The 23178-nt window shown below is 69.0% G+C and carries 20 protein-coding genes, 1 tRNA gene and 1 pseudogene; 10 read left to right on the forward strand and 12 right to left on the reverse strand.

Annotated elements, in window-relative coordinates; genetic code table 11:
* The first annotated feature begins 12 nt into the window (after positions 1–12).
* From IM25_RS14100 to rdgB, 4 genes are all read left to right on the forward strand, one after another.
* Positions 13–639 (forward strand): rhomboid family intramembrane serine protease, encoded by a 627-nt coding sequence (locus tag IM25_RS14100; protein ID WP_006554742.1) that lies wholly within the window; start codon positions 13–15, stop codon positions 637–639.
* A 143-nt stretch (positions 640–782) separates the two neighbouring features.
* Positions 783–1544 carry a cyclic nucleotide-degrading phosphodiesterase gene (locus IM25_RS14105; protein ID WP_033096427.1) on the forward strand — a complete coding sequence of 254 codons (762 nt, stop codon included), beginning with the start codon at positions 783–785 and terminating at the stop codon, positions 1542–1544.
* 34 nt (positions 1545–1578) lie between these two features.
* Positions 1579–2367 carry a ribonuclease PH gene (gene rph / locus IM25_RS14110; RefSeq protein ID WP_006554744.1) on the forward strand — a complete coding sequence of 263 codons (789 nt, stop codon included), beginning with the start codon at positions 1579–1581 and terminating at the stop codon, positions 2365–2367.
* Between the two features lie 7 nt (positions 2368–2374).
* Positions 2375–2986, forward strand: a complete 612-nt coding sequence (gene rdgB, locus IM25_RS14115) for an RdgB/HAM1 family non-canonical purine NTP pyrophosphatase (protein WP_033096684.1) — start codon at positions 2375–2377, stop codon at positions 2984–2986.
* Between the two features lie 189 nt (positions 2987–3175).
* Here the strand turns inward: rdgB and IM25_RS27620 are convergent.
* Positions 3176–3469, reverse strand: a pseudogene (locus IM25_RS27620) (DUF3349 domain-containing protein); the annotation flags it as partial.
* A gap of 119 nt (positions 3470–3588) precedes the next feature.
* A complete protein-coding gene (locus tag IM25_RS14125) occupies positions 3589–3780 on the reverse strand; it encodes a hypothetical protein (RefSeq protein WP_019288989.1) in 192 nt (63 codons plus the stop codon).
* Between IM25_RS14125 and IM25_RS27375 the strand changes: the two genes are divergently transcribed.
* Positions 3779–3904 (forward strand): hypothetical protein, encoded by a 126-nt coding sequence (locus IM25_RS27375; RefSeq protein WP_019288990.1) that lies wholly within the window; start codon positions 3779–3781, stop codon positions 3902–3904. The genes IM25_RS14125 and IM25_RS27375 overlap by 2 nt on opposite strands.
* An 81-nt stretch (positions 3905–3985) precedes the next feature.
* On the opposite strand, the gene IM25_RS14130 is transcribed toward IM25_RS27375, so the two are convergent.
* On the reverse strand, positions 3986–4468 hold the full coding sequence (locus IM25_RS14130; RefSeq protein WP_024100519.1) for an ATP-binding protein: 483 nt from the start codon (positions 4466–4468) through the stop codon (positions 3986–3988).
* Between the two features lie 55 nt (positions 4469–4523).
* On the reverse strand, positions 4524–4997 hold the full coding sequence (locus IM25_RS14135; protein ID WP_231913075.1) for an STAS domain-containing protein: 474 nt from the start codon (positions 4995–4997) through the stop codon (positions 4524–4526).
* Positions 4998–5056: 59 nt separating this feature from the next.
* Here IM25_RS14135 and IM25_RS14140 point away from each other — a divergent pair, with 59 nt between their 5' ends.
* The 3 genes from IM25_RS14140 to IM25_RS14150 all read left to right on the forward strand — a co-directional run bounded on the left by IM25_RS14140 (position 5057) and on the right by IM25_RS14150 (position 8314).
* On the forward strand, positions 5057–6241 hold the full coding sequence (locus IM25_RS14140; protein WP_232333466.1) for a PP2C family protein-serine/threonine phosphatase: 1185 nt from the start codon (positions 5057–5059) through the stop codon (positions 6239–6241).
* Positions 6242–6311: 70 nt separating this feature from the next.
* Complete coding sequence (locus tag IM25_RS14145; RefSeq protein WP_033096429.1) at positions 6312–7877, forward strand: sensor histidine kinase; 1566 nt, start codon at positions 6312–6314, stop codon at positions 7875–7877.
* Entirely contained in the window at positions 7874–8314 is a 441-nt protein-coding gene (locus IM25_RS14150) for a response regulator (RefSeq protein WP_006554751.1), read from the forward strand. Before IM25_RS14145 ends, IM25_RS14150 begins: the two co-directional genes overlap by 4 nt.
* 76 nt (positions 8315–8390) lie before the next feature.
* On the opposite strand, the gene IM25_RS14155 is transcribed toward IM25_RS14150, so the two are convergent.
* The 5 genes from IM25_RS14155 to IM25_RS26905 form a co-directional block, all read right to left on the reverse strand.
* Positions 8391–8768: a DUF3817 domain-containing protein gene (locus tag IM25_RS14155; RefSeq protein WP_006554752.1), complete on the reverse strand. Its 378-nt coding sequence runs from the start codon at positions 8766–8768 to the stop codon at positions 8391–8393.
* Entirely contained in the window at positions 8765–9181 is a 417-nt protein-coding gene (locus IM25_RS14160) for a hypothetical protein (protein WP_024100522.1), read from the reverse strand. Before IM25_RS14160 ends, IM25_RS14155 begins: the two co-directional genes overlap by 4 nt.
* Before the next feature lie 69 nt (positions 9182–9250).
* Positions 9251–9336, reverse strand: a tRNA-Leu gene (locus IM25_RS14165).
* A 17-nt stretch (positions 9337–9353) separates the two neighbouring features.
* Positions 9354–9854 (reverse strand): HNH endonuclease signature motif containing protein, encoded by a 501-nt coding sequence (locus IM25_RS26450; protein ID WP_084295015.1) that lies wholly within the window; start codon positions 9852–9854, stop codon positions 9354–9356.
* Positions 9851–10372: an HNH endonuclease signature motif containing protein gene (locus tag IM25_RS26905; RefSeq protein WP_033096430.1), complete on the reverse strand. Its 522-nt coding sequence runs from the start codon at positions 10370–10372 to the stop codon at positions 9851–9853. Before IM25_RS26905 ends, IM25_RS26450 begins: the two co-directional genes overlap by 4 nt.
* A gap of 414 nt (positions 10373–10786) precedes the next feature.
* Between IM25_RS26905 and IM25_RS14175 the strand changes: the two genes are divergently transcribed.
* The gene (locus IM25_RS14175; protein ID WP_065996133.1) at positions 10787–20098 is read left to right on the forward strand and encodes a type I polyketide synthase; all 9312 of its coding nucleotides are present in this window, start codon (positions 10787–10789) and stop codon (positions 20096–20098) included.
* 14 nt (positions 20099–20112) lie between these two features.
* Positions 20113–20520, forward strand: a complete 408-nt coding sequence (acpS, locus tag IM25_RS14180; RefSeq protein WP_006554757.1) for a holo-ACP synthase AcpS — start codon at positions 20113–20115, stop codon at positions 20518–20520.
* Between the two features lie 10 nt (positions 20521–20530).
* Here acpS and IM25_RS14185 read toward each other — a convergent pair whose 3' ends face one another.
* The 3 genes from IM25_RS14185 to IM25_RS14195 all read right to left on the reverse strand — a co-directional run bounded on the left by IM25_RS14185 (position 20531) and on the right by IM25_RS14195 (position 23140).
* Positions 20531–21331: a TetR family transcriptional regulator gene (locus IM25_RS14185; protein ID WP_033096432.1), complete on the reverse strand. Its 801-nt coding sequence runs from the start codon at positions 21329–21331 to the stop codon at positions 20531–20533.
* 79 nt (positions 21332–21410) lie between these two features.
* Positions 21411–22196, reverse strand: coding sequence for an ABC transporter permease (locus tag IM25_RS14190; protein WP_024100527.1), 786 nt, complete (start codon positions 22194–22196; stop codon positions 21411–21413).
* The gene (locus IM25_RS14195; RefSeq protein ID WP_065996134.1) at positions 22193–23140 is read right to left on the reverse strand and encodes an ATP-binding cassette domain-containing protein; all 948 of its coding nucleotides are present in this window, start codon (positions 23138–23140) and stop codon (positions 22193–22195) included. The genes IM25_RS14190 and IM25_RS14195 overlap by 4 nt, the downstream gene beginning before the upstream one ends.
* Positions 23141–23178 lie beyond the last annotated feature (38 nt).

Here is a 23178-nt window from a genome sequence, read left to right on the forward strand (position 1 = left end):
CAGAATGGTGCCATGACCATTCCCAGCGGCACCGGCGCCGACACCCGCATCCGGCCGATCTGGCAACGTGCCGGACTGTGGATCGGCGGGTTCGTCGCGATGCTCTACGGCATCGAGACCGTCGATGCGGTGCTCCCCGCCGATCTCGACGCGGCCGGTGTCGAACCCCGCACCGCCGACGGGCTGTGGGGCGTGCTGTTCGCGCCGATCCTGCACGCCGACTGGGCCCACCTCACCGCCAACACCGTGCCCGCGCTCGTCCTCGGCTTCCTGGTGCTGCTCTCCGGCATCGGGCGCGGCCTGGCCGCGACCGCGATCATCTGGGTCGTCGCAGGAGTGGGGACGTGGCTGATCGCGGGCTCGGGCGAGACCCACATCGGAGCGTCGAGCCTGATCTTCGGGTGGCTCACCTATTTGATCGTGCGCGGAGTGTTCACCCGCAAGGCCGGGCAGATCCTGCTGGGAGTCGTGGTGCTGTTCCTCTACGGCGGCATGCTGTGGGGGGTGCTGCCGAGCGAACCGTGGATCTCCTGGGAGGGGCACTTCTTCGGTGCGGTCGGCGGCGTTCTCGCGGCGTGGGCGCTGTCCGCGGACGCGCGTCGCGCCCGTCGCACCACCCCCTCGGTCGTGCCGCGCTGACCACCCGCGCCGACAACCCGCCGATCGGCCGCGCGAAGTGGCCGAACGATCCGCGCGTCACACCTTCCCGGCCACTGTGAGTCTGCGCCGCAATACGCGCGTTGGCTTCATCGAGGGACCTTCGGCATGGCAGCATGGCTGATATGCGCATGACCGTTCTGGGGTGCTCGGGCAGTGTGGCCGGGCCGGATTCCGCAGCCTCCGGCTACCTGCTGACGGCACCGGACACCCCGCCCCTGGTCATCGACTTCGGTCCCGGCGTCCTCGGCGCGCTCCAGCGCCACGCCGACCCCGGCGAAGTGTCGATCCTCCTGTCCCATCTGCACGCCGATCACTGCCTCGACCTGCCCGGTCTGCTGGTCTGGCGCCGCTACTCGCCGTCCCCGCCGCAGGGCCGCGTCCTCACCTACGGTCCCGCCGGCACCGCCCACCGCATCGGTGTGGCGTCCGCGGAGATCCCCGGCGAGGTCGACGACGTCAGCGACACCCTGGACGTCCGGATGCTCGGCGACGGCGAGCAGATCCGGTTCGGGAGCCTGACCATCTGCCCCGGCCGCGTCCACCACCCGCCGGAGGCCTACGGCTTCCGCATCACCAGCGACTCCGGCCGCACCCTCGTCTACACCGGCGACACCGGCATGTGCGATTCGGTCGTCGAACTCGCCCGCGGCGCCCACGTGCTGCTCGCCGAGGCGTCGTGGACCCACGCGCCGGGGGAACGCCCCGAGGGCGTGCACCTCTCGGGCGCCGAGGCCGGTCGCGTCGCGGCCCTCGCCGGTGTCGGCGAACTCCTCCTGACCCACATCCCGCCGTGGACCTCCCGCGAGGACGTCATCGCCGAGGCCAAGGCCGAGTACTCCGGACCGGTCCACGCGGTCACCGCCGGAGACGTGTACCGCATCTGAAAGGCCCGCCCCCGGATCGCCTAGGCTCGGACGAGTGACGACACGAGAAGACGGCAGAGCGGACGACGAACTCCGGAGCATTCGCATCACCCGGGGTTTCACCAACCACCCGGCGGGCTCCGTGCTCGTCGAATTCGGACAGACCCGCGTGATGTGCACCGCCAGCGTCGAGGAAGGCGTGCCGCGGTGGCGTAGGGGCTCCGGTCTCGGCTGGCTCACCGCCGAGTACGCGATGCTTCCCGCCGCCACCCACACCCGCAGCGGACGCGAATCGGTCAAGGGCAAGCTCGGCGGCCGCACCCAGGAGATCAGCCGGCTCGTCGGCCGGTCGCTGCGCGCATGCATCGACCTCGCCGCCCTTGGCGAGAACACCATCGCGATCGACTGCGACGTGCTGCAGGCCGACGGAGGCACCCGCACCGCGGCGATCACCGGCGCTTATGTCGCACTGTGCGACGCGGTGACCTACCTGCGTGCCGCGGGCAGCCTCGCCGACCCGCAGCCCATCTCGTGCCAGATCGCCGCCGTCAGCGTCGGCGTGGTCGACGGACGTGTCCGTCTCGACCTGCCCTACGAGGAGGACGTGCGCGCCGAGGTCGACATGAACGTCGTCGCCACCGAGACAGGCACCCTCGTCGAGGTCCAGGGCACCGGCGAAGGCGCGACCTTCCCGCGTTCCACGCTCGACGCGATGCTCGACTCCTCGCTCGCCGGCATCGAGGAACTGTGCCGGATCCAGCGCGAGGTGCTCGCCGAGCCGTACCTGGGCACCCTGCCCGAGCCGGTCGAGGCGGAGGTCGTCAAGAAGAAGTTCGGAGTCTGACGTGCGGGTGCTGGTCGCAAGTCGCAACGCGAAGAAGCTGCGCGAACTGCAGCGCGTGCTCGACCGCGCCGGGATCGACGGCATCGAACTCGTAGGTCTCGACACCGTCCCGCCCTACCCGGAGGCACCCGAGACGGGGGAGACCTTCGACGCGAACGCCGGAGCCAAGGCCCGCGACGGCGCAGCCGCCACAGGGATGCCCTGCGTCGCCGACGACTCCGGTCTCGAGGTCGACGCCCTGCGCGGCATGCCCGGCGTGCTCTCGGCGCGCTGGAGCGGACGCCACGGCGACGACGAGGCGAACACCGCACTGCTGCTCGGCCAGATGCAGGATGTGCCGGACGCGCGTCGCGGCGCGGCCTTCGTGTCGGCGTGCGCGCTCGTGGTGCCGTCGGACGACGGATTCGTCACGACCGTCGTGCGCGGCGAATGGCGCGGCAGCATCGTGCGCGAGCCGCGCGGCGAGAACGGTTTCGGCTACGACCCGGTCTTCCGCCCCGAAGGCGAGGAACGCACCGCCGCGGAACTGTCCGCGGAGGAGAAGGACGCACAGTCGCATCGAGGACGGGCACTCGCCCAGCTCGTGCCCGCCCTCGCTGCGCTCGCCGCAAGCGCCTGATTCGCGGCTCGCCGCGAGTCGCTAACACGCGCCGGCCTGCGTCCCACGTTCCTCGCGCACGGGTTCCGCGGCGCCGGTATCCGATGCAGCAACAGCGTCGGATGCCGGCGCCGCAGTCGTCCCGGTCGTCGGTTGCGTATCCGGTTCGACGGGTTCGGTCGCCTCGTCGCCGCGGGAGAGTTCACCGCCCACAACGGGCCAGCCCGCAGCGACCAGCTGCTCACGGACGCGCTCGACGTCCTGCGGGTCCGGTTCCTCGTGGATCCCCCCTGCCACGATCTTCCGCAGGGTGTCGTGGTCGCCCTGCCGCTCCGGGTGCTCGGACGCGGTCGCCGCCGCCGTCTCGATCGCCTCGAGAAGTTCCTCGTCGGTGAGCCGACGCTCGAGCACGGCAAGCAACGCGAAGTGATCCTTGGCCGGGATCCCCTCGGGATATCCCGCACGCAACCAGTCCAGTACCACCCGTGGATTCCAACGCGCCATCGCCGCCTCCTCACTCACCGTCCCGCATCGGACCCTTCGAACCGAAGGGTCCGGCGGGAACCCCCTGTCAGGGCCACAGGGTTCCCGCCACGATAGCGAGGAACACCTGGTTCGCCCCGTCAGGGGAGCGACATGTCCCGCAGATACGCCGTGACCATGGCGGTGAGCTCGTCGGCCACGACGTCCCGATCCACCGGGGGACGGTCGAGAACACAGGAGACGGCCACGTTCTCGACCGTGCGCACGAAGATCCACGCGATCGCCTCCACAGGGCGGCTACCGCGTCCGCGGAGATGGAAACGCAGCGACATGGTCCTGACGAGATCGGCTCCCGGGCGCCGGTTGCTCGAACACCTCGGCGACCGTGCGGCACGCCGCGAACTGGCACCGAAGTTCGGTCCCGCGAAGCCGGACGTGGGTGCCCTGCAGGTATGACGAAAGCGGCCGCGGGAGGAGCATGGTGCTCCTCCCGCGGCCGCTTCGATCGGGAACTCGCGACGCGCGCCTACCGCGCAGTCAGCTCGCGTCGTGGGACGAGAGTTCGTCCCCTGCCCTGTCGTCCCCTACCCTGTCGTTCTCTGCCCTGTCCGTCTCCTCGAGGACCCAGCGCATCTCGACGACCGTGCCCTTCGGGCCGGCCGAGACCTGGACGTCGCTGGCCAGATTGCGGATCAGCGTCAGCCCGTGACCGCGTGAACGTCGGGCGTCGCTGTCGACGGCGTCGTGCCAGGAGCCGTGGTCGACGACCCGCACGACCACCTCACCCTCGTTGGGCAGATACGTCGCCTCGTAGTCGAGCGTGCCGTGCGCGTCGTCCGGCGCATAGGCGTGCTCGACGGCATTCGCGAGCGCTTCGTAGCTCGCGAGCAGTATGTCCTGTCGTTGGTCCTCGCTGAGGGGGAGCTTCGCCAGCCACCGCCTCGTGACGACCCGCAGGCCTGCAATCTCGGTCGGGTCGGCTCGTACACCCGACGAACGGATCTCGTCGGGAAAAAGCAAAGCTGACTCCTCGGGCGCAGACGACATGGCTCCTCGGTTCGTCGGGTACGGCGGTCTACTCGGAGACGCCTTCCGGCGAGTTACCGAGGCCGACGAGCGCGTCGTCGAGCTTCGGATGGATCGCCAGGACCTCTCCGAGGCCGAGGAGTTCGAGCGGGCGTGCCGTGGCGCTGCCATGTGCCACGACGGCGAAACCGGTGTTGTCGCCGGCTCGCTTGGACAACTCGACCAACAGAGCGATACCCATCGAAGCGAGGAAATCAACCCCGCTGAGGTCGACGATAAGTCCGGAGATGTCGGTGTCGAGGAGTGCAAGGGCTTCCTGCTCGAGGAGGGGGGCACTCGTCATGTCGACTTCGCCGTTGACGGACAGTACGGCCACGGAGCCGATACGGGTCGTGGAAACAGTCATATGCGGATGCGCGGTCATGGGATCGTTCACCTTGCCATCATGCAAGATCGTGCCGATAGATGCACATATCGGTCCGTCGGCCGAGGCCGCGACCCGCCGTGACCACCCTGTGACCATGCTGTCGCCGAGTCTGTAATGTTCCCTTTCGAGCAGGGAGGGAGGGGCGCCGAGTGGACATGCACCGAGCGCAGAGCGAGTCGGTCGAACCACCGTCGTTGCTCCTCATCGAGGACGATCCGGGCGACGCGCTCATCGTGGAGGAACTCGTCGTCGACAGTGCCCCCGAGATGACCGTCGTGTGGGTGCAGACACTTGCGCAGGCCCGCGACGAACTCGCCACGTCGGCTCCCGACTGCGTACTTCTCGACCTCCACCTGCCCGATGCGAGCGGCCTCGAAGCCGTCGCCCGCATCCAGGAAATCACCGATTCCGTCCCCATCGTCGTCCTCACCGGCCTCGCGGAGGAACAGACCGGCCTCGCCGCGCTGTCCGTCGGCGCCCAGGACTATCTCGTCAAGGGACGCGTCGAACCCGATCTGTTCGGCCGCGCCGTCCGCTACGCCATCCAGCGAAAGCAGACCGAGATCGCTGCGGCGGAACTCCAGGCGAGCCAGCTTCACGCGCAGGAGAACGCCCGACTCGAACGCGGCCTGCTCCCGTCCCCACTCCTGCGCGACGGGCAGGACTTCGACGTCGTCGCCCGTTACCGACCCGGCCGGTCGTCTGCTCTTCTCGGCGGCGACTTCTACGACGTCGTGCAGACCGGCGACGGCACCGTCCACGTCCTCATCGGCGACGTCTCCGGTCACGGCCCCGACGAGGCCGCCCTCGGCGTGGGCCTGCGCATCGCGTGGCGCACGCTCGTGCTCAGCGGGGTAGACGGTCCCCGCCGCTTGCACCAACTCGAGGAACTGCTCGTCGCCGAGCGCACGGAGAGTCGCTTCTTCGCGTCGATGACGAACCTCACGATGTGTGCCGACCACGGCACCGTCGAGGTCATGCGGGCCGGTCATCCCGGGCTGCTGCTCCGCCACCGCGGAACCATCGACTGGATCGAAGCGCCCGGTGGTCCCGCTCTCGGCCTGCTGCCGGGAGTGGCCACCTGGCCCGTCCACGAGTTGGATCTGCCCGAGGACGGCGCGATCGTGTTGTTCACCGACGGATTGTTCGAGGGTCATCGAGGCGACGGCCCGGAACGACTCGGTGAGGAAGGACTCCTCGAGCTCGCGCGCGAACGCGCCCATCTGCCGGCTGCCGAGTTCACCGACTCGCTGATCGACGGTGCCGAGAAACTCGCGGACAGTAGGGGAGGGCTGTCCGACGACGTGGCAGTCGTCCACGTGCAATGGAACAGGAAGTGATCATCACCGCATGACGAACAGCGACGCAACGGCGGAGACGGGGGACGTGCGTCGCCCTCCCTCTCGCAGGATGACGGTCCAGGCATGGTTCCTGCTCGTACTCGGCGTGATGGGTGTGTTGGTGGTCGTCGGCACCGTGGTCGGCAGCCACTTCCTCCGTGAGACGACCGAATACTCCAACTACGTGCGCGACCGGATCCAGCCCGCCCGCGTCGAGGCGTACCGGTTGCAATCGGCGCTGATCAACCAGGAGACGGGCGCGCGGGGCTACATCCTCGCCGCCGATCCGGATTTTCTCATGCCTTACGAAGAGGGGAGACGTGACGAGGAGGCCGCGGCCGCCGAGTTGCGAGCTCTCGTCGGCGACGAGGAGACGCTCATGGCGGACCTCGAAGCGATCGAAGCGCACGCGGCGGAATGGCGACGCGTGTATGCCGAACCTCTCATCTCCACGGTCGTACCGGGGGAGCCGCAGTTCGTCGACCCGGCCGTCGTCGCGGCCGGCCGGGACGCCTTCGACCGGATCCGGGCAGCGTTCGAGGTCCAGAACGCCGATCTCACGCAGGCCCGAGAGGACGGCATCGCGACTCTCGAGGACACCCGCACCACGCGCGACCGCATCCTTGCCGGCATGGTCGTGGTTTTCCTGCTCGCCGGCGTGGGCCTGGCAGTCCTGCTCCAGATGATCATGGTCCGTCCGATCCAGCGTCTGCGACAGGCATCGCGCAGCGTCGTCGCGGGCCAGAACTTCGAGCGCGAGATCGAGCCGCAGGGCCCCGCCGACATCTATGCGCTGGGTCGCGACGTCGAGGACATGCGCGAGCGGATCGTGCGCGAACTGCAGGTCGCGCACGAGCGTGAGGAGCAACTCGAGAACCAGACGACGGAACTGCGGCGCTCGAACTCCGAACTCGAACAGTTCGCCTACGTCGCCTCCCACGACCTGCAGGAGCCGCTGCGCAAGGTCGCGTCCTTCTGTCAGCTACTCGAGAAGCGTTACGGCGACAAGCTCGACGAACGCGGCACCCAGTACATCGCCTTCGCGGTCGACGGCGCGAAGCGTATGCAGGTGCTCATCAACGACCTGCTGACCTTCTCCCGCGTCGGACGCGTCAGCGACGCGCACGTCCGCACCGAACTGGATGTGACCCTCGACGCGGCTCTGACGAACATCTCCCAGGCGGTCGAGGAATCCGGGGCGGAGATCACCCGGCCCGAGTCCCTGCCGACGATCGTGGGCGATCCCACACTGATGATCATGTTGTGGCAGAACCTGATCGGCAACGCGATCAAATTCCGCCACGAGGACAGGCCCGTGGAGATCCGGGTCGACTGCGAGGAGATCGTCGACGGGGACGACGAGTTCTGGCGATTTTCCGTGCAGGACAACGGAATCGGTATCGCCGAAGAGTTCGCCGACAAGGTCTTCGTGATCTTCCAGAGGCTGCACGGCCGGGACGTCTACACCGGCACCGGCATCGGCCTGGCCATCTGCCGCAAGATCGTCGAATACCACGGTGGAGAGATCTGGCTCGACCCGCAGTATCGGGAAGGCAGTCGATTCTGCTTTACGATTCCCAAGGCAGGCGACGACATGTCTGCAACCGAAGTCGCTCTGAAAGGGGCATCTGCATGAGCGTTTCCGGGCGGCCGATCGACGTCCTCCTCGTCGAGGACGACCCCGGCGACGAATTGATGACGCGCGAAGCGTTCGAGGACAACAAGATCGGAAACACCCTTCACGTGGTCCGCGACGGCGAGGAGGCACTCGACTTCCTCTACCGGCGCGGAGAGTACGAGAGCGCCCCTCGGCCCGACCTGATCCTCCTCGACCTGAACCTGCCCAAGTACGACGGACGGCAGGTCCTCGAGCAGGTCAAGTCCGACACCGACCTCACCGACATCCCCGTCGTCGTCCTCACGACCTCGGCAGCGGAAGAGGACATCCTCCGCAGCTACAAGCTGCACGCCAACGCGTACGTGACGAAGCCGGTCGACCTCGATCAGTTCATCCACGCGGTGCGCCAGATCGACGAGTTCTTCGTGCAGGTGGTGCGCCTGCCGCGACGCTGAGCGCGCTCGTTCGCAACGAAATCGGGCGGATCCTTCGAGAGGATCCGCCCGATTCGTGTTCGTGGAGGTTACCGGCTCAGACGCCGAAGTCGGCCTTCACCTGCTGGGTGCGCTTGTGCTCGACGAAGAAGGACAGGAACGGGATGGTGCCCGCCAGGAGCGTCCACACCGTCCGGGCGATCGGCCAGCGCACCTTGATCGACAGGTCGAAGGTGAGGACCAGGTACACCGCGTACACCCAGCCGTGCACGATCGCGATCCAGGCCGGCACGTTCTCGACACCGATGATGTACTTGGCGACCATCTCACCGGTGAGGATCAGCAGCCAGATACCGGTCGCGTAGGCGAGCACGCGGTAACGCAGCAGAGCCGACCGGATCTTCTTGCGGTCGGCCTCACTGACGACGCGCGGCGTGGTGGCCTGGCCGGACGCCTGCTCGGGGGTCGTGCTCACTGAGCGCTCCTATCGGACCTGCGCGCGAGCTGCGCGAGGTACTCGTTGTACTCGTTGATCTGTTGTGCGTCGGGATCCGCGGCCTCCTGCTCGCGTGCCTCAGCGAGCGTGCGCGGACGGGTGGGAAGAAGATCCTCGGGAATCTCGGTGGGCTCGTCCGGCTCGGAGGGGCGTCGTCCGCCGGTGCTCTCGGCTTCCTGCTCCTCGGCCTCGAGGCGGACGAAGCGCCGGTAGGCGTAGACGCAGAAGAAGGCGAAGGCCGGCCACTGGAGGGCGTAGCCGAGATTCTGGTAGGTGCCGCCGACCGCTTCGAACCGGACCCACTGCCAGTAACCGAGGCCGAGGCATCCGGCCGCGGCCACCAGGACCAGGATGATCAGGGCCAACCGGCGGGGAGGGCGATGCTCGGACACGCCCTCGACGGTACCCGAACGGTGCACCGACCTACCAAGACCGGTCGGTGCACCGTGGGTGAGGTCACGTGGTGCGCGAGGGGGGACTCGAACCCCCACGCCCGTACGGGCACCAGGTTCTAAGCCTGGAGCGTCTGCCATTCCGCCACTCGCGCGTCACGGACACAATACGTCACGAGAGTTGGTCCTCCTCGCCGAAGGTGAACCGGCGTCGCCCGGCCCAGGTGGGCGTCTGGCTATGGCAGTTCGGGCAGAGAAAGCGGACGTTGTGCGGTCGGGAATCGTGGGGATTGCCATCGATATGGTCGATGTGGAACGTCAAAGGCGCTCCGCACCACATCGGCTCGATTCCGCATCCCTCGCATTTGTGGGGACGTCCCGACTCGACGAGTGCGCGACGCAACCGTTTCGGGGACTGTCGATTGGATCCGACCGGCTTGAGGGGGAGAATTTCGGTCCATGCGAGTCGGTTTCTCGGTGGTCGGCCCTTCTGGTGGGCCTGTCCGGTGAAATGAGACGTATCGATGCCGAGTCTGCGAATTCGGCGGCTGATATGTGTATGAGCGCCGCCCGACTGTTTCAGCCCGAGATGTCGCAGCCCCCCCGCCACGCTGGTGGACTTCACGACTGCCTCTTCCAGGATCTCCTTCGTGTATTTGACCGGCCGCATCATCGTGCCTTCGTCCGCGGCCGGAGACTCGAACTGAGGGGTGCTTGTACGAGGGGATCGACGCCACGGCGTCGTCCGGCCCAGGTCGGTGTCTGGCTATGGCAGTTCGGACATAGAAAGCGCACGTTCTCGGGTCGAGAGTCGTGCGGGTGGCCGTCGATGTGATCGACGTGAAGCACAAGTGGAGATCCGAACCATTCCGGGCCTGTACCGCATTTCTCGCACTTGTGCGGCCGTCCGTATTCCAGGAGGGCGCGCCTGAGGATCTTGCCCTCCTTCCGGTTCGCGCCGGCCGGTGCGAGCGTGAGCACCTCGGACCAGTGGAGTCGATTCCGTGCAGGCCTGCCTTTCTGATGAGCCTGTCCAGTGAAGTGGGACGTGTCGATGCCCAGTGCCTTGATCCTGCGACTCAAGTGGGTGTGGTGCCCACCGTTGGGTCTGAGCCCCAAGTGCCGCATGACTTCGGCGAAGTTGGAGCAACTGCGTACCGCCTCCTCGAGAACCTCCCGCGTGTACTTCACCCTTCTCCCCACCGAGCCCCCTATCGAATATTTGTTCGATTCGCCCGAAAGGCTATCGAGGGGGTCCGACACCTTTTCGATCTTGCGATGCACGATCCGCGACGCCCGTCAACAGGTAACGATTTGATAACGAAAAACGTGAGGGATTCCTCGGGTTCATGGACGTCCACGCATCGGCGCAGCCAGGAGTGACTCGGGTTACCGACCAGTTACTTTCGAGCGAGTGTGTGAGCGAAATCACTGGTGGGAGGGGTGCCGGGCAAACTGCGCGAAACAAAACATGAGGAACCCCTCATGATTTTGTGCGAACCTGGGCGTGCCCGAACAGCGGACCACTAGTCCAGCAGCACACCGGCGCGCAGCGCTGACACACGAAGCCTCGACGCCGGGGTGTTCAGGAGAGGAACCACACGCGTGACGATCGACGAGACCACACCAGGCGACAACGGACGGAACTCGAAGGCATCACGACGCACCACCGATCGGTCCACGGCAGCCGCTCCGGCCCGTGCCCTGGTCGACAAGCTCCTCGCGGGTGAGCCCTACGCGCTCGCCTTCGGCGGCCAGGGTGCCCCCTGGCTCACCTCGCTCGAGGAGCTCAGCCGCGACAACGGACTCGAACCGGTCCTCACCGACCTGGTCAACCGCGCCACCGCGCACCTCGCCCCGGTCGCGGGCGACCTCGTCGTGGTCCGCCCGACGGGCTTCGACCCCGTCGCGTGGATCCTCGAGGCCGAACTCGCCGACGAGGACGACGCGCCCGCCGGCCCCTCCGAAGCAGCTCTCACCTCTGCCGCCGTGTCGCTGCCCGGCGTCTTCCTCACCCAGGTCGCCGCGCTGCGCGCGCTCGCGAACCAGGGCCTCGACGTCGACTCCGTCGCACCGAGCGCGGTTATCGGCCACTCGCAGGGCGTCCTCGCCGTCGAGTCCGTCGCCGCCGCCGGCCGCAAGGACGCCGAAATCCTCGCGATCGCCCAGCTCATCGGTGCCGCCGCGACCCTCGTCGGTCGCCGCCGCGGCCTGATCTCCGGCGCCGGCAAGTACCCGATGCTCGCCGTCGCCAACGTCGACCCCGAGCGCCTGCGCGCGATCGTCGCCGAGGTCTTCGAGGGCCAGGACCCCGAGCACAGCGCCGTCGTCGCGATCCGCAACGCCCGTCGTCGCGTCGTGCTGTCGGGCCCGCCCGCCGCTCTCGAGCGCGTGCAGCAACGCTGCGAGCAGATCTCCGCCGCGGAGACCCGTGAGCGCGAGGCCAAGAAGCGCGGTGGCGCCGTGTTCTCCCCGACCTTCGAGCCCGTCGCGGCCGAGGTCGGCTTCCATCACCCCGCCTTCGCGGATGCCGTGGAGCAGGTCGCCGACTGGGCCGCCCGCTGCGAGCTCGACTCCAAGCTCGCGCGCAGCCTGGCGCAGGCCATCCTCGTCGCCCCGATCGACTGGGTCGAGCAGGTCGACTCCGTCGTCGCGTCCGGTGCCTCGTGGATCCTCGACCTCGGTCCGGGCGAGCTCCTCACCCGCATGACCAGCTCGGGCCTGCGCGGTCAGGGCGTCGGCATCATCGCCGCCGCGACCCGCGGCGGTCAGCGCAACCTCCTCACCCCGGGCGCCGAGCCCGAGGTTCCGCGTGCCTGGTCGGAGTTCGCTCCGAAGCCGGTCGCGTTGCCCGACGGCCGTATCGCCGTCGAGACGGCCTTCACCCGCCTGACGGGCCGCTCGCCGATCCTGCTCGCGGGCATGACCCCCACGACCGTCGATCCGAAGATCGTCGCCGCGGCCGCGAATGCCGGTCACTGGGCCGAGCTCGCCGGCGGCGGTCAGGTCACCGAGCAGATCTTCGCCGACCACGTCGCCGAGCTCACCGAGCTGCTCGAGCCGGGCCGCGCCGTCCAGTTCAACTCGATGTTCCTGGACCCCTACCTGTGGAAGCTGCACGTGGGCGGCAAGCGCCTCGTACCCAAGGCCCGCGCGGCCGGTGCGCCCTTCGACGGTGTCGTCGTCACCGCCGGTATCCCGGAGCTCGACGAGGCCGTGCAGATCATCTCCGACCTGCGTGAGGCCGGCATCGAGCACGTCGCCTTCAAGCCGGGCACGGTGGCGCAGATCCGTTCGGTGATCCGTATCGCCAACGAGGTCCCGGACTATCCGGTCATCGCCCACATCGAGGGCGGCCGCGCCGGTGGTCACCATTCGTGGGAGGACCTCGACGATCTGCTCCTCGACACCTACGCCGAGCTGCGCACGCGCCCGAACTTGGTGCTGTGCGTCGGCGGTGGGATCGGCACGCCGGAGAAGGCTGCCGAGTACCTGACCGGTCGCTGGTCGACCGTCTACGGTTTCCCGGCGATGCCGCTCGACGGCATCCTCGTCGGTACCGCCGCGATGGCGACCCTCGAGGCCACCACGGCTCCCGAGGTCAAGCAGCTGCTCGTCGACACCCCCGGCACTCCCGACTGGGTTGCCGCCGGCACCGCGACCGGCGGTATGGCCTCCGGTCGCAGCCAGCTCGGCGCCGACATCCACGAGATCGACAACGCCGCTTCGCGCACGGGCCGCCTCCTCGACGAGGTCGCCGGTGATGCCGACGCCGTGGCCGCGCGCCGAGCCGAGATCGTCGATGCGCTGAACGGAACGGCGAAGCCGTACTTCGGCGACCTCGACACCATGACCTACCTGCAGTGGCTCGAGCGCTACCTCGAGCTGGCGGTCGGCGCGGACAACGGTGCCGAGTTCGACTGCGGCACCGATCTGGCGGACGTCCTCGCCGAGGCGCACACCAGCCCGTGGCTGGACGTGTCGTGGCGTGAGCGTTTCCGCGACATGCTGCAGCGCGCCGAGGCCCGCCTGCATCCCGTCTGCCGGGGCCCGATCCCGACGTTGTTCGACGACGACGCGGTGCTCGAGCGCCCGTACGCCGCGATCAAGTCGCTGCTCGCGCAGTATCCCGACGCGGGTGACGTCGTGCTGCATCCCGCCGACGTGCCGTTCTTCGTGTCGCTGTGCCGCACCCCCGGCAAGCCCGTCAACTTCGTTCCGGTCGTCGACCAGGACGTGCGTCGCTGGTGGCGTTCGGATTCGCTGTGGCAGGCCCACGATCCGCGTTACTCCGCCGACCAGGTGTGCGTGATCCCCGGCACCGTCGCCGTTGCCGGCATCACCCGTGTCGACGAGCCGGTCGGTGAACTCCTCGACCGTTTCGAGAAGGCCACGGCCGACGAGCTCGTCGCCGAGGGCGCGGAGCCGGTGGAGCTCGCCGCGCGTCGTCACCGCGACATCGCGCCGGGTCTGCTCGACGCCGTGCTGTCCTCGCCGGACGTCTCGTGGGCGGGTCGCCAGACCCGCAACCCGATCCACCGTCTCGGTGATCTGGACGAGTGGACCGTCGAGTCGGAGACCGCTGCTTCGCACGCCCCGACGGGTGCGACCCTGACGATCCTCGACGACGAGCACGTCGGCCTGCGGGTTCCGCTGGTGCGCGACAAGGCCGTCGAGATCCGCCTGACCGTGCCCGCCTCGGTCGTCTCCGGTGGCGCGCCTGTCGTCACCGAGGCCGACGCCGATGCGTCGATGTCCGCTCTGCTCGGTGTCGCCGCCGGTCAGGAACTGCCCGAGGTCAGGAAGGGCGCTGCCCGTATCACTCTCGGCTGGCTGCCGGAGAAGATCGCCGACCACGCCGGTGTCACCGGTTCGGGTCTGCCCGCCACCCTGACGCCGAGCGGCAATGGTGTGCCCGATGTGCTCGTGGGTGCTTGCTGGCCGGCCGTCTTCGCCGCGCTGGGCGCCGCCCGCACCGAGACCGACCTGTCGGTCATCGAGGGCATGCTCGACCTGGTCCACCTGGACCACGCGATCGACGTCAAGAACGGTCTGCCGACCGATCCCGCCTTCCTGGGCGTCAAGGCCGAGGTCACCGGTGTCTCCGACACCGACCTGGGTCGCGTCGTCGAGGTCGACGTGGTCATCACCGCCGACAGCGGTGACGGCTCGGGCGACCGGGTGGTCGCCACCCTGGCCGAGCGGTTCGCGATCCGCGGCCGCACCGGCACCGCCGATCTCGCCGATCCGGTTCGCGCCGGTGGCGCTCTCACCGAGGCCGTCACCGACACGCCGCGTCGTCGCCGCCGCGATGCCGTGATCGTCGCGCCGACCGACATGAGCGCCTTCGCGAAGGTCTCCGGCGACCACAACCCGATCCACACCTCCGACAACGCCGCGCTGCTCGCCGGTCTCGGAAGCCCGATCGTCCACGGCATGTGGCTGTCGGCTGCGGCCCAGCAGGTCGTCACCGCGATCGAGAAGGACGCGAAGCTGCCGGTCCGTCGCCTGACGGCATGGACCACTCGCTTCCTGGGCATGGTCCGTCCGGGTGCGAAGATCGACGTGCGCGTCGACCGCATCGCCACCGACGGTGGTGCCGAGGTCGTCGAGGTCGGCTGCCGCGTCGACGGTGATCTGGTGATGGTCGCGACCGGCCGTATCGCCGCGCCGAAGACCGTCTACGCGTTCCCGGGCCAGGGCATCCAGCGTCCCGGCATGGGCCTCGACGCCCGTGCCCGCTCGAAGGCCGCCCGCGAGATCTGGGAGCGCGCCGACAAGCACACCCGCGAGGCCCTCGGCTTCTCGATCCTGGCCGTGGTCCGCGACAACCCGACGGTCCTCAAGGCCCGCGGTGTCACCCACAAGCATCCCGACGGCGTGCTGCACCTGACCCAGTTCACGCAGGTCGCGATGGCGACCCTCGGTGTCGCGCAGATCGCCGAGCTGAAGGAGGCCGGCGCGTTCGTCGACGACGCCTTCCTGGCCGGTCACTCGGTGGGCGAGTACAACGCGCTCGCCGCGGTCGCCGGTGTGCTGCCGCTCGAGGCCGTCCTCGAGGTCGTCTTCCAGCGTGGCTCCGCGATGCACGCTCTCGTGCCGCGCGACGAGCAGGGCCGCTCGAACTACCGCATGGCCGCGATCCGGCCGTCGCAGTTCGGTGTGGACGATGCCGACCTGCAGGCCTTCGTCGCCGGTGTCGCCGAGGAGACCGGGGAGTTCCTCGAGATCGTCAACCTCAACCTGCGCGGTTCGCAGTACGCGATCGCCGGCACGGTCGCCGGCCTCGAAGCCCTCGAATCCGTGATCGAGCGCAAGGTCGCCGAGTTCGGTGGCAAGCGCGCGTTCATCCTCGTCCCGGGCATCGACGTGCCGTTCCACTCGACCGTGCTGCGCGGCGGTGTCGACGACTTCCGTGAACGTCTGCTCGCCCTGCTGCCGCAGGAGATCGACCCGAACATCCTCATCGGCCGGTACATCCCGAACCTCGTGCCCAAGCCGTTCAACCTGGGTCGCGAGTTCATCCAGGAGATCGCCGACCTGGTGCCGTCGCAGCCGCTCGCCGACGTCCTCGCGGATTTCGACAGCTGGTCGGCAAAGCCGGTCGAGCTCACCCGCGTGGTGCTCGCCGAGTTGCTGGCCTGGCAGTTCGCGTCGCCGGTGCGCTGGATCGAGACCCAGGATCTGCTGTTCGCCGACGAGACCGACGGTGGTCTCGGTGTCGAGCGGTTCGTCGAGGTAGGCCTCGGTGGCGCGCCCACCGTCGCGAACCTCGCGTCGCAGACGCTGAAGCTGCCCGGTCGTTTCGGTCAGCCCGTCGAGGTGCTCAACATCGAGCGCGAGGCGTCGATCGTGTACTCGACCGACACCGATCCCGCTCCGGTCGAGGACGACGAGCCGGTCGCACCGGCTGCCGAGTCCGCTCCCGCCGCTGCTGCGGCCCCGACACCCGCCGCGGCTCCCGCTGCGCCGGCCGGTGGCCCGACCCCGGACGACATCGCGTTCAAGGCCGCCGACGCCACCAAGGTGCTCATCGCCCTGTGGACGAAGCTGCGCCCGGATCAGATCGGCCCCGCCGACACGATCGAGGCGCTGTGCGACGGCGTGTCCTCGCGTCGCAACCAGCTGCTCGTCGACCTCGGTTCCGAGCTCTCGCTCGGCGCGATCGACGGTGCCGCCGACGCCGACATGGGTGCCCTCGCCGGCACGGTCGACCGTCTCGCCCGCACCTACCGCCCCTTCGGCCCGGTGCTGTCGGACTCGATCAACGATCACCTGCGCAAGGTGTTCGGTCCGTCGGGCAAGCGTCCCGCCTACGTCGCCGACCGCGTCGCCAAGGTGTGGGGTCTGGGCGAGGGCTGGGCGTCGCACGTCACCGCCGAAGCTGCTCTCGGCAGCCGCGACGGTTCGTCCGTCCGCGGCGGCGACCTGGGGGGCCTGACCGATGGTGCCCTCGCGGATGCCGCTTCGGTCGACAAGCTGATCGACGCCGCCGTGCAGTCGGTGGCCTCGCGTCGCGGAATCGCCGTGTCGATGCCGTCCGCCGGTGGCGGCGGGGGAGCGACGGTCGACGCCGCTGCCCTCGGCGAGTTCGCCGAGCAGATCACCGGCCGCGACGGGGTTCTCGCCAGTGCCGCACGTCTCGTGCTCGAGCAGCTCGGCCACACCGAGCAGGTCTCGGGCCTGGCCGACAAGGCCGACGACCAACTCGTCGACCTGGTCTCCGCGGAGCTCGGCTCCGACTGGCCGCGTCTGGTCGCTCCTGCCTTCGACGAGCGCAAGGCCGTCCTGATCGACGACCGCTGGGCCACCGCCCGTGAGGACCTGGCCCGCGTCTGGCTCGGGGAAGGGGCGAGCGGAGCGACGGGGGGTTCGAACAGCTTCGACGTCGAACGCTTCATCGGTGCGGGTCGGACCGTGGCTGCGCACGCCGAGTTCTGGGGCCGCAAGGCCACCGAGGCCGGCCGTACGGAGCTCGCGCAGACCTACGCGGCGATCGCCGAGACCGCCGTCGTCACCGAGGGTGCCGAGTACGCGGACGAGGTCGCCGTGGTCACCGGCGCCAGCAAGGGCGGTATCGGCGCAGCCGTCGCCGCGAAGCTGCTCGCCGGCGGTGCGACGGTCGTCGTCACCACGTCCTCGCTGAACGACAGCCGCCTGGGCTTCTACAAGGAGCTGTACGCACGCAACGCTCGTGCCGGCGCCGCGCTGTGGGTGGTTCCCGCGAACATGGCGTCCTACAGCGACGTCGACGCCCTGATCGAGTGGATCGGCACCGAGACCGTCGAGGTCGCCGGTGGTGCGAAGAAGCTCATCAAGGACGCGCTCACCCCGACGCTGCTCTTCCCGTTCGCCGCGCCGCGCGTGGCGGGCTCGCTCGCCGACGCCGGTGCGCGGGCCGAGATGGAGATGCGGGTGCTGCTGTGGTCGGTCGAGCGACTGATCGCCGGACTGTCGAAGATCGGGTACGACCGCGACGTCGACACCCACCTGCACGTCGTGCTGCCCGGTTCGCCGAACCGCGGCAAGTTCGGTGGCGACGGTGCCTACGGTGAGGCCAAAGCCGCACTCGACGCGGTCATCAACCGCTGGAGCGCCGAGCGCACCTGGGCCGAGCGCGTCACCCTCGCCCACGCCCTCATCGGCTGGGTGCGCGGCACGGGCCTGATGGGCGGCAACGACCCGCTGGTCGAGGCTGTCGAGGCTGCCGGTGTCCGCACCTGGTCGACGGACGAGATGGCCGACGAGCTGCTGAAGCTGGTCGGACCGGAGGCCACGCGTCTCGCTGCCGAGGCTCCGCTCGTCGCGGACCTGACCGGTGGACTGTCCGAGGTGGACGTCGACCTGCCGGCGCTCGCGAAGCAGGCGCAGGAGGCGGCCGACGCCGTCGAGGCCGACGAGGACGGCACCGCGACCATCGCGGCGCTGCCCGAGCCTCCGCGCGCCGAGGAGCTGCCGACCCCCGAGTGGGGCACGGTCACCGCCGACCTCGCCGACACGGTCGTCATCGTCGGTGCCGGCGAGCTCGGCCCCTACGGCTCCGCTCGCACCCGCTTCGAGATGGAGGTCGACGAGGAACTGTCGGCCGCCGGTGTGCTCGAGCTGGCGTGGGTCACGGGCCTGATCGGCTGGGAGAACGATCCCAAGCCGGGCTTCTACGACACCGAGACCGGTGAGCTGGTGCCCGAGGCGGAGATTGCCGACCGCTACCACGACGCGGTGGTCGAGCGTTGCGGCATCCGCCGCTACGGCGACGACGGTGCGATGATCGACAACACGGCTCCGCTGCTGACCTCGGTCTTCCTCGACAAGGACCTGTCCTTCGTCGTCGGTTCCGAGGCCGAGGCCCGCGCGTTTGTCGACTCCGATCCGGAGAACACGGTCGCGTCGGTCGACGCCGAGTCGGGCGACTGGACGGTCACCCGCAAGGCAGGCACCGAGATCCGCGTGCCGCGCAAGGCGAAGCTGACCCGCACGGTCGGTGGCCAGATCCCGACCGGCTTCGACGTCACCAAGTGGGGCATCCCCGCCGACATGGCGGACTCGGTGGACCGGGTGGGTCTGTGGAACATCGTCACCACGGTCGATGCCTTCCTCACCGGTGGCTTCACCCCGTCCGAGCTGCTGCGCTGGGTACACCCGTCGATGGTCGCCAACACGCAGGGCACCGGCATGGGTGGCATGTCCTCGATGCGGTCGCTGTACATCGACACGCTGCTCGGCGAGTCGCGGGCGAACGACATCCTGCAGGAGGCCCTGCCGAACGTCATCGCCGCGCACGTCGTCCAGTCGTACGTCGGCGGCTACGGCGCGATGGTGCACCCGGTCGCGGCGTGCGCCACGGCTGCGGTCTCCGTCGAGGAGGGCGTGGACAAGATCAAGCTCGGCAAGGCCGATCTGGTCGTCGCCGGTGGTTTCGACGATCTCGGTATCGAGGGCATCGTCGGCTTCGGTGACATGTCCGCGACCGCCAAGTCGGAGGACATGCAGGCCAAGGGCATCAGCGATCGTCGCTTCTCCCGCGCCAACGACCGTCGTCGCGGTGGATTCGTCGAGTCGGCCGGTGGCGGCACGATCCTGCTCGCCCGCGGCGATGTCGCGCTCGAGATGGGCCTGCCGGTGCTCGGTGTGGTCGCCTGGGCCGGATCGTTCGCCGACGGTGTGCACACCTCGATCCCGGCGCCCGGCATCGGTGCGCTCGGTGCGGGTCGCGGTGGACGCGAGTCGGGTCTCGCGAAGGAACTGCGCAAGCTCGGTCTCACGGCCGACGACATCGCGGTGATCTCCAAGCACGACACCTCGACCGCCGCGAACGACCCGAACGAGGCCGAGCTGCACGAGCGTCTGGCCGGTGCGCTGGGCCGCAGCGAGGGCAACCCGATGTTCGTGGTCTCGCAGAAGTCGCTGACCGGTCACGCCAAGGGTGGCGCCGCCGCCTTCCAGCTGATCGGCCTGTGCCAGGTCCTCGCGCAGGGTGTGGTTCCGCCGAACCGCAGCCTCGACTGTGTCGACGAGAAGATGGCGGAGTTCGAGCACCTGGTGTGGCCGCGCACGCCGATCCGGTTCGGCGAGCAGCTCCCGCTCAAGGCGGGTCTGCTCACGAGCCTCGGCTTCGGGCACGTGTCGGGTCTGATCGCGGTGGTCCATCCGCAGGCGTTCGTCGAGGCGATCCCGGCGGAGCGCCGGGAGGTCTACCTGGCGAAGGCGGCCGAGCGCACCGTCGCCGGCAAGCGTCGCCTGGTGGACGCGATGACCGGTGGAGCGTCGCTCTACCAGCGGCCCGCGGATCGTCGTCTCGGTGACGATCACGTGCCGGCTTCGGCCACGCGTCAGCTCGAGGCGGACATGCTGCTCTCGCCGGAGGCTCGCCTCGGTGAGGACGACGTGTACCGCTCCGGTCTTCCCGGCTGCAAGTAGGCACGGGTCTCGGGATGGGAGTTGCGGGTGTCGGGTTCGACCTCGTGTCGGTGCCGGAGTTCGCGGAACAGCTGGGTCGGACGGGAACGACGATGCTGGCGAACTTCACACCGGGTGAGCGTCGCGACGCGAACACCCGCAGCTCCGATCCCGCCCGGCACTTCGCCGCCCGGTGGGCGGCGAAGGAGGCGGTGATCAAGGCGTGGTCGGCGTCGCTGTTCGGCAGCCCACCGGTGCTACCGGAGACGATCCATCAGCAGATCGAAGTGGTCTCGGACGCGTGGGGTCGCCCGAGCATCCGGCTGCACCGGCAGGTCGCCGAGAAGCTGACCGGCGTCCGGATCCATGTGTCGTTGACCCACGACGGTGACATGGCCGGCGCGTTCGTCGTCCTCGATGAGGTCGACGGCCGGCGTACGTAGATGTGGGGACTCAGGACGAGGGAGCGCTGGCTTCCTCGGCCTGATCCGTTTCGGTGTCCTGCCGGCCGGCCTGTCCGCGTGCGGATTCCTCGCGTTCCTCGCGGCGTTGGCGTCGCTTGGCCTGAGCGCGTGAGTCCTGTTCGGCGATCTGCAGGTAGGCGACCATGATGCGCTTGAGTTCGACGACGGCGTCGGCGTGGGTCTGGTCGTCCTGCACCGAGAAGTTGAGCATCGAATACACGATGTGGACGAGCACCTCGGCCATGAGCTTCCGGCGCGGTCGCGGGGTGTCCGGGGTGAGCGGTGCCAGCATCCGCGCGACCTGCTCGGCGAACTCGCGCTCGTGGATGGCGCCGGTGGCCCGGGTGGACGGGGTGGACTGCATCGCGAGCCACACCTCGCGGCGGGACGGATCGGTGGTCCACAGTCCGGCGAGGTGATCGACGAAGCTGTTGAGGAAGCGCAACCAGTCGACGGACGGGATCTTGCCGTTGAACTGGGCGAGTTCGCTCTGGACGCCGACGAGGTCCTGCCGGTTGAGCTCGCACACGATCACGTACTTGTTGGCGAAGAACTGGTAGAGCGTGCCGATGGGGACGTCGGCGCGGGACGCGACCTCCTCACAGGTGAACGACTCGAAGCCGACCTCGGTGAGCAGTTCACGCGAGGCGGCCAACAGGGCGTCGAACTTGCGGCGGCTCCGTTCCTGGGTGGGCCGCCGACGCGGCACGAGCTCCTGGGGCTCGGCCTGAACCTCGAGCGCCGGATCGATCCGGCGCGGGGCGCGGCGGCCGTTCGTTGCTGACTCCACGCGCCCAGGCTAGCCGGACGTCCGTGCTTTCCCGAATACTTGTTGTGAGTCAGAGTGTCACAAACCGGGCAGCCACAGGTCAGCGTGCGGTCCGCTGTCGGAACAGTGCTGTGGCGGCGACCAGGCCGATTGCGGTGAACGCCGCGCACCACCCGATCGCGACGATCGCGGACGACCCGATCCCGGTGCCGGTGAGCAGTCCCCGGACGGTCTCGATCACCGGGGTGACCGGCTGGTGTTCGGCGAAACCGCGCAGCCATCCGGGCATCGTCTCGGGCGGGACGAACGCGCTGCTCACGTAGGGGAGGAAGAGCAGGAGGAAGGTGAACCCGCTCGCGGCCTCGTCATTGCCCGCGAGCATCCCGAGCGCGGCCGAGACGGCGGAGATCGCCAGGACGAACAACGCGATGACACCGGTGGCGGCCACCCATTCGACGAGGTGGGCGTCGGGCCGGAATCCCATGAGTGCGGCCACCACGAACACCACGACGGTGCTGGCGAGATTGCGGACCAGACTCGCGACGACGTGCGCGGTGAGCACGGCGGAGCGGGCGATGGGCATGGACCTGAACCGGTCGACGATGCCGCGGTGCATGTCGGAGGCGACCGCGACGGCCGTCTGTGCCGCCCCGAAGGACGCCGACAACAGCACGATGCCGGGCACGACGTAGTTGAGATAGTCGGTGCCGGTGTCGATCGCGCCACCGAAGACGTAGACGAACAACACGAGCAGCAGGACCGGCAGTGCGAGACCCATCAGCAGCGCGTCGGGGCTGCGGAGCATCCGCCGCAGGTTCCTGCCGGTCACGGCGGCGTGGTCGCGCGCGGCGAAGCGGAGCGGGGTGGAGTGCGCGAGGAGTGTCATCGGACGACCTTTGTTTCGTCGGTGGAGCCGGTGAGGGTGAGGAAGACGTCGTCGAGGGTGGGGGAGTGCAGCCCGAACTTCTCGACGGGGACCGCCTCGGCGGCGAGGCGGTCGAGCAGGGCGGCGACGTGGGGCAGATCGCCCTTGGTGTGGACCTGCAGTGTCAGTGCTGCCCGGTCGATCTCGCCGTCGAGCACCGACGCGGCATGGGTGAGGTCGGCGTCGGTGGAGAAGCGCAGTTCGAGATAGCCGCCGCGCACAAGCGACTTGAGTTCGTCGGGTGTGCCCTCGGCGACGACCCGCCCGCCGTCGAGGACGGCGATGCGGTCGGCGAGTCGGTCGGCCTCCTCGAGGTATTGGGTGGTCAGGAAGATGGTGACGCCGTCGCCGGCGAGTTCGCGGATCGCCTCCCACATCACGAGGCGGCTGCGCGGGTCGAGCCCGGTCGTGGGTTCGTCGAGGAACAACACCTGCGGGGACGCGACGAGACTCATGGCGATGTCGAGGCGTCGCATCGTGCCGCCGGAGTACGTGCCGGCGCGCCGGTCGGCGACGTGCGCGAAGTCGAAACGTTCGATCAGGTCACGGACGCGACCGGGAATCGCGGCCGACGGCAGGTGCGCGAGGCGCGCTGCGAGACGGAGGTTCTCCGTGCCGGTGAGGACGTCGTCGATCGCGGCGTACTGGCCGGTGAGTGCGATGTTCTCGCGCACGGCGTGGGCGCGGCCGGGGAGGGGCAGGCCGGCCACGGTGACGGTGCCCGCGTCGGGGCGCAACAGGGTGGTCAGGATGCGGACGGTGGTGGACTTGCCGGCGCCGTTCGCGCCGAGCAGTGCGAAGACGGATCCGGTGTCGACCCGGAGGTCGACGCCGTCGAGAACGGTGGTCGGGCCGAACGACTTGCGTAGGCCCCGGACGTCGATGGCGGGAACGGAACGAGTCATGACATCTCACTAACTGTGTATGCAATATACCGATGTGT

This window comes from Rhodococcus sp. p52 (genome assembly GCF_000763325.2).
Classification (GTDB): Bacteria; Actinomycetota; Actinomycetes; order Mycobacteriales; family Mycobacteriaceae; genus Rhodococcus; species Rhodococcus pyridinivorans.

What these genes read in the sequence shown, in the direction of transcription:
- IM25_RS14135 (WP_231913075.1), bottom strand. Translation starts at nt 4,997, where the DNA reads ATGGTCACAGGGTGGTCACGGCGGGTCGCGGCCTCGGCCGACGGACCG.
- IM25_RS14105 (WP_033096427.1), top strand. Translation starts at nt 783, where the DNA reads ATGCGCATGACCGTTCTGGGGTGCTCGGGCAGTGTGGCCGGGCCGGAT.
- acpS (WP_006554757.1), top strand. Translation starts at nt 20,113, where the DNA reads ATGGGAGTTGCGGGTGTCGGGTTCGACCTCGTGTCGGTGCCGGAGTTC.
- IM25_RS14140 (WP_232333466.1), top strand. Translation starts at nt 5,057, where the DNA reads ATGCACCGAGCGCAGAGCGAGTCGGTCGAACCACCGTCGTTGCTCCTC.
- IM25_RS26450 (WP_084295015.1), bottom strand. Translation starts at nt 9,854, where the DNA reads ATGATGCGGCCGGTCAAATACACGAAGGAGATCCTGGAAGAGGCAGTC.
- IM25_RS14150 (WP_006554751.1), top strand. Translation starts at nt 7,874, where the DNA reads ATGAGCGTTTCCGGGCGGCCGATCGACGTCCTCCTCGTCGAGGACGAC.
- IM25_RS14100 (WP_006554742.1), top strand. Translation starts at nt 13, where the DNA reads ATGACCATTCCCAGCGGCACCGGCGCCGACACCCGCATCCGGCCGATC.
- IM25_RS14195 (WP_065996134.1), bottom strand. Translation starts at nt 23,140, where the DNA reads ATGACTCGTTCCGTTCCCGCCATCGACGTCCGGGGCCTACGCAAGTCG.
- IM25_RS14190 (WP_024100527.1), bottom strand. Translation starts at nt 22,196, where the DNA reads ATGACACTCCTCGCGCACTCCACCCCGCTCCGCTTCGCCGCGCGCGAC.
- IM25_RS14125 (WP_019288989.1), bottom strand. Translation starts at nt 3,780, where the DNA reads ATGTCGCTGCGTTTCCATCTCCGCGGACGCGGTAGCCGCCCTGTGGAG.
- IM25_RS27375 (WP_019288990.1), top strand. Translation starts at nt 3,779, where the DNA reads ATGGTCCTGACGAGATCGGCTCCCGGGCGCCGGTTGCTCGAACACCTC.
- IM25_RS14145 (WP_033096429.1), top strand. Translation starts at nt 6,312, where the DNA reads ATGACGGTCCAGGCATGGTTCCTGCTCGTACTCGGCGTGATGGGTGTG.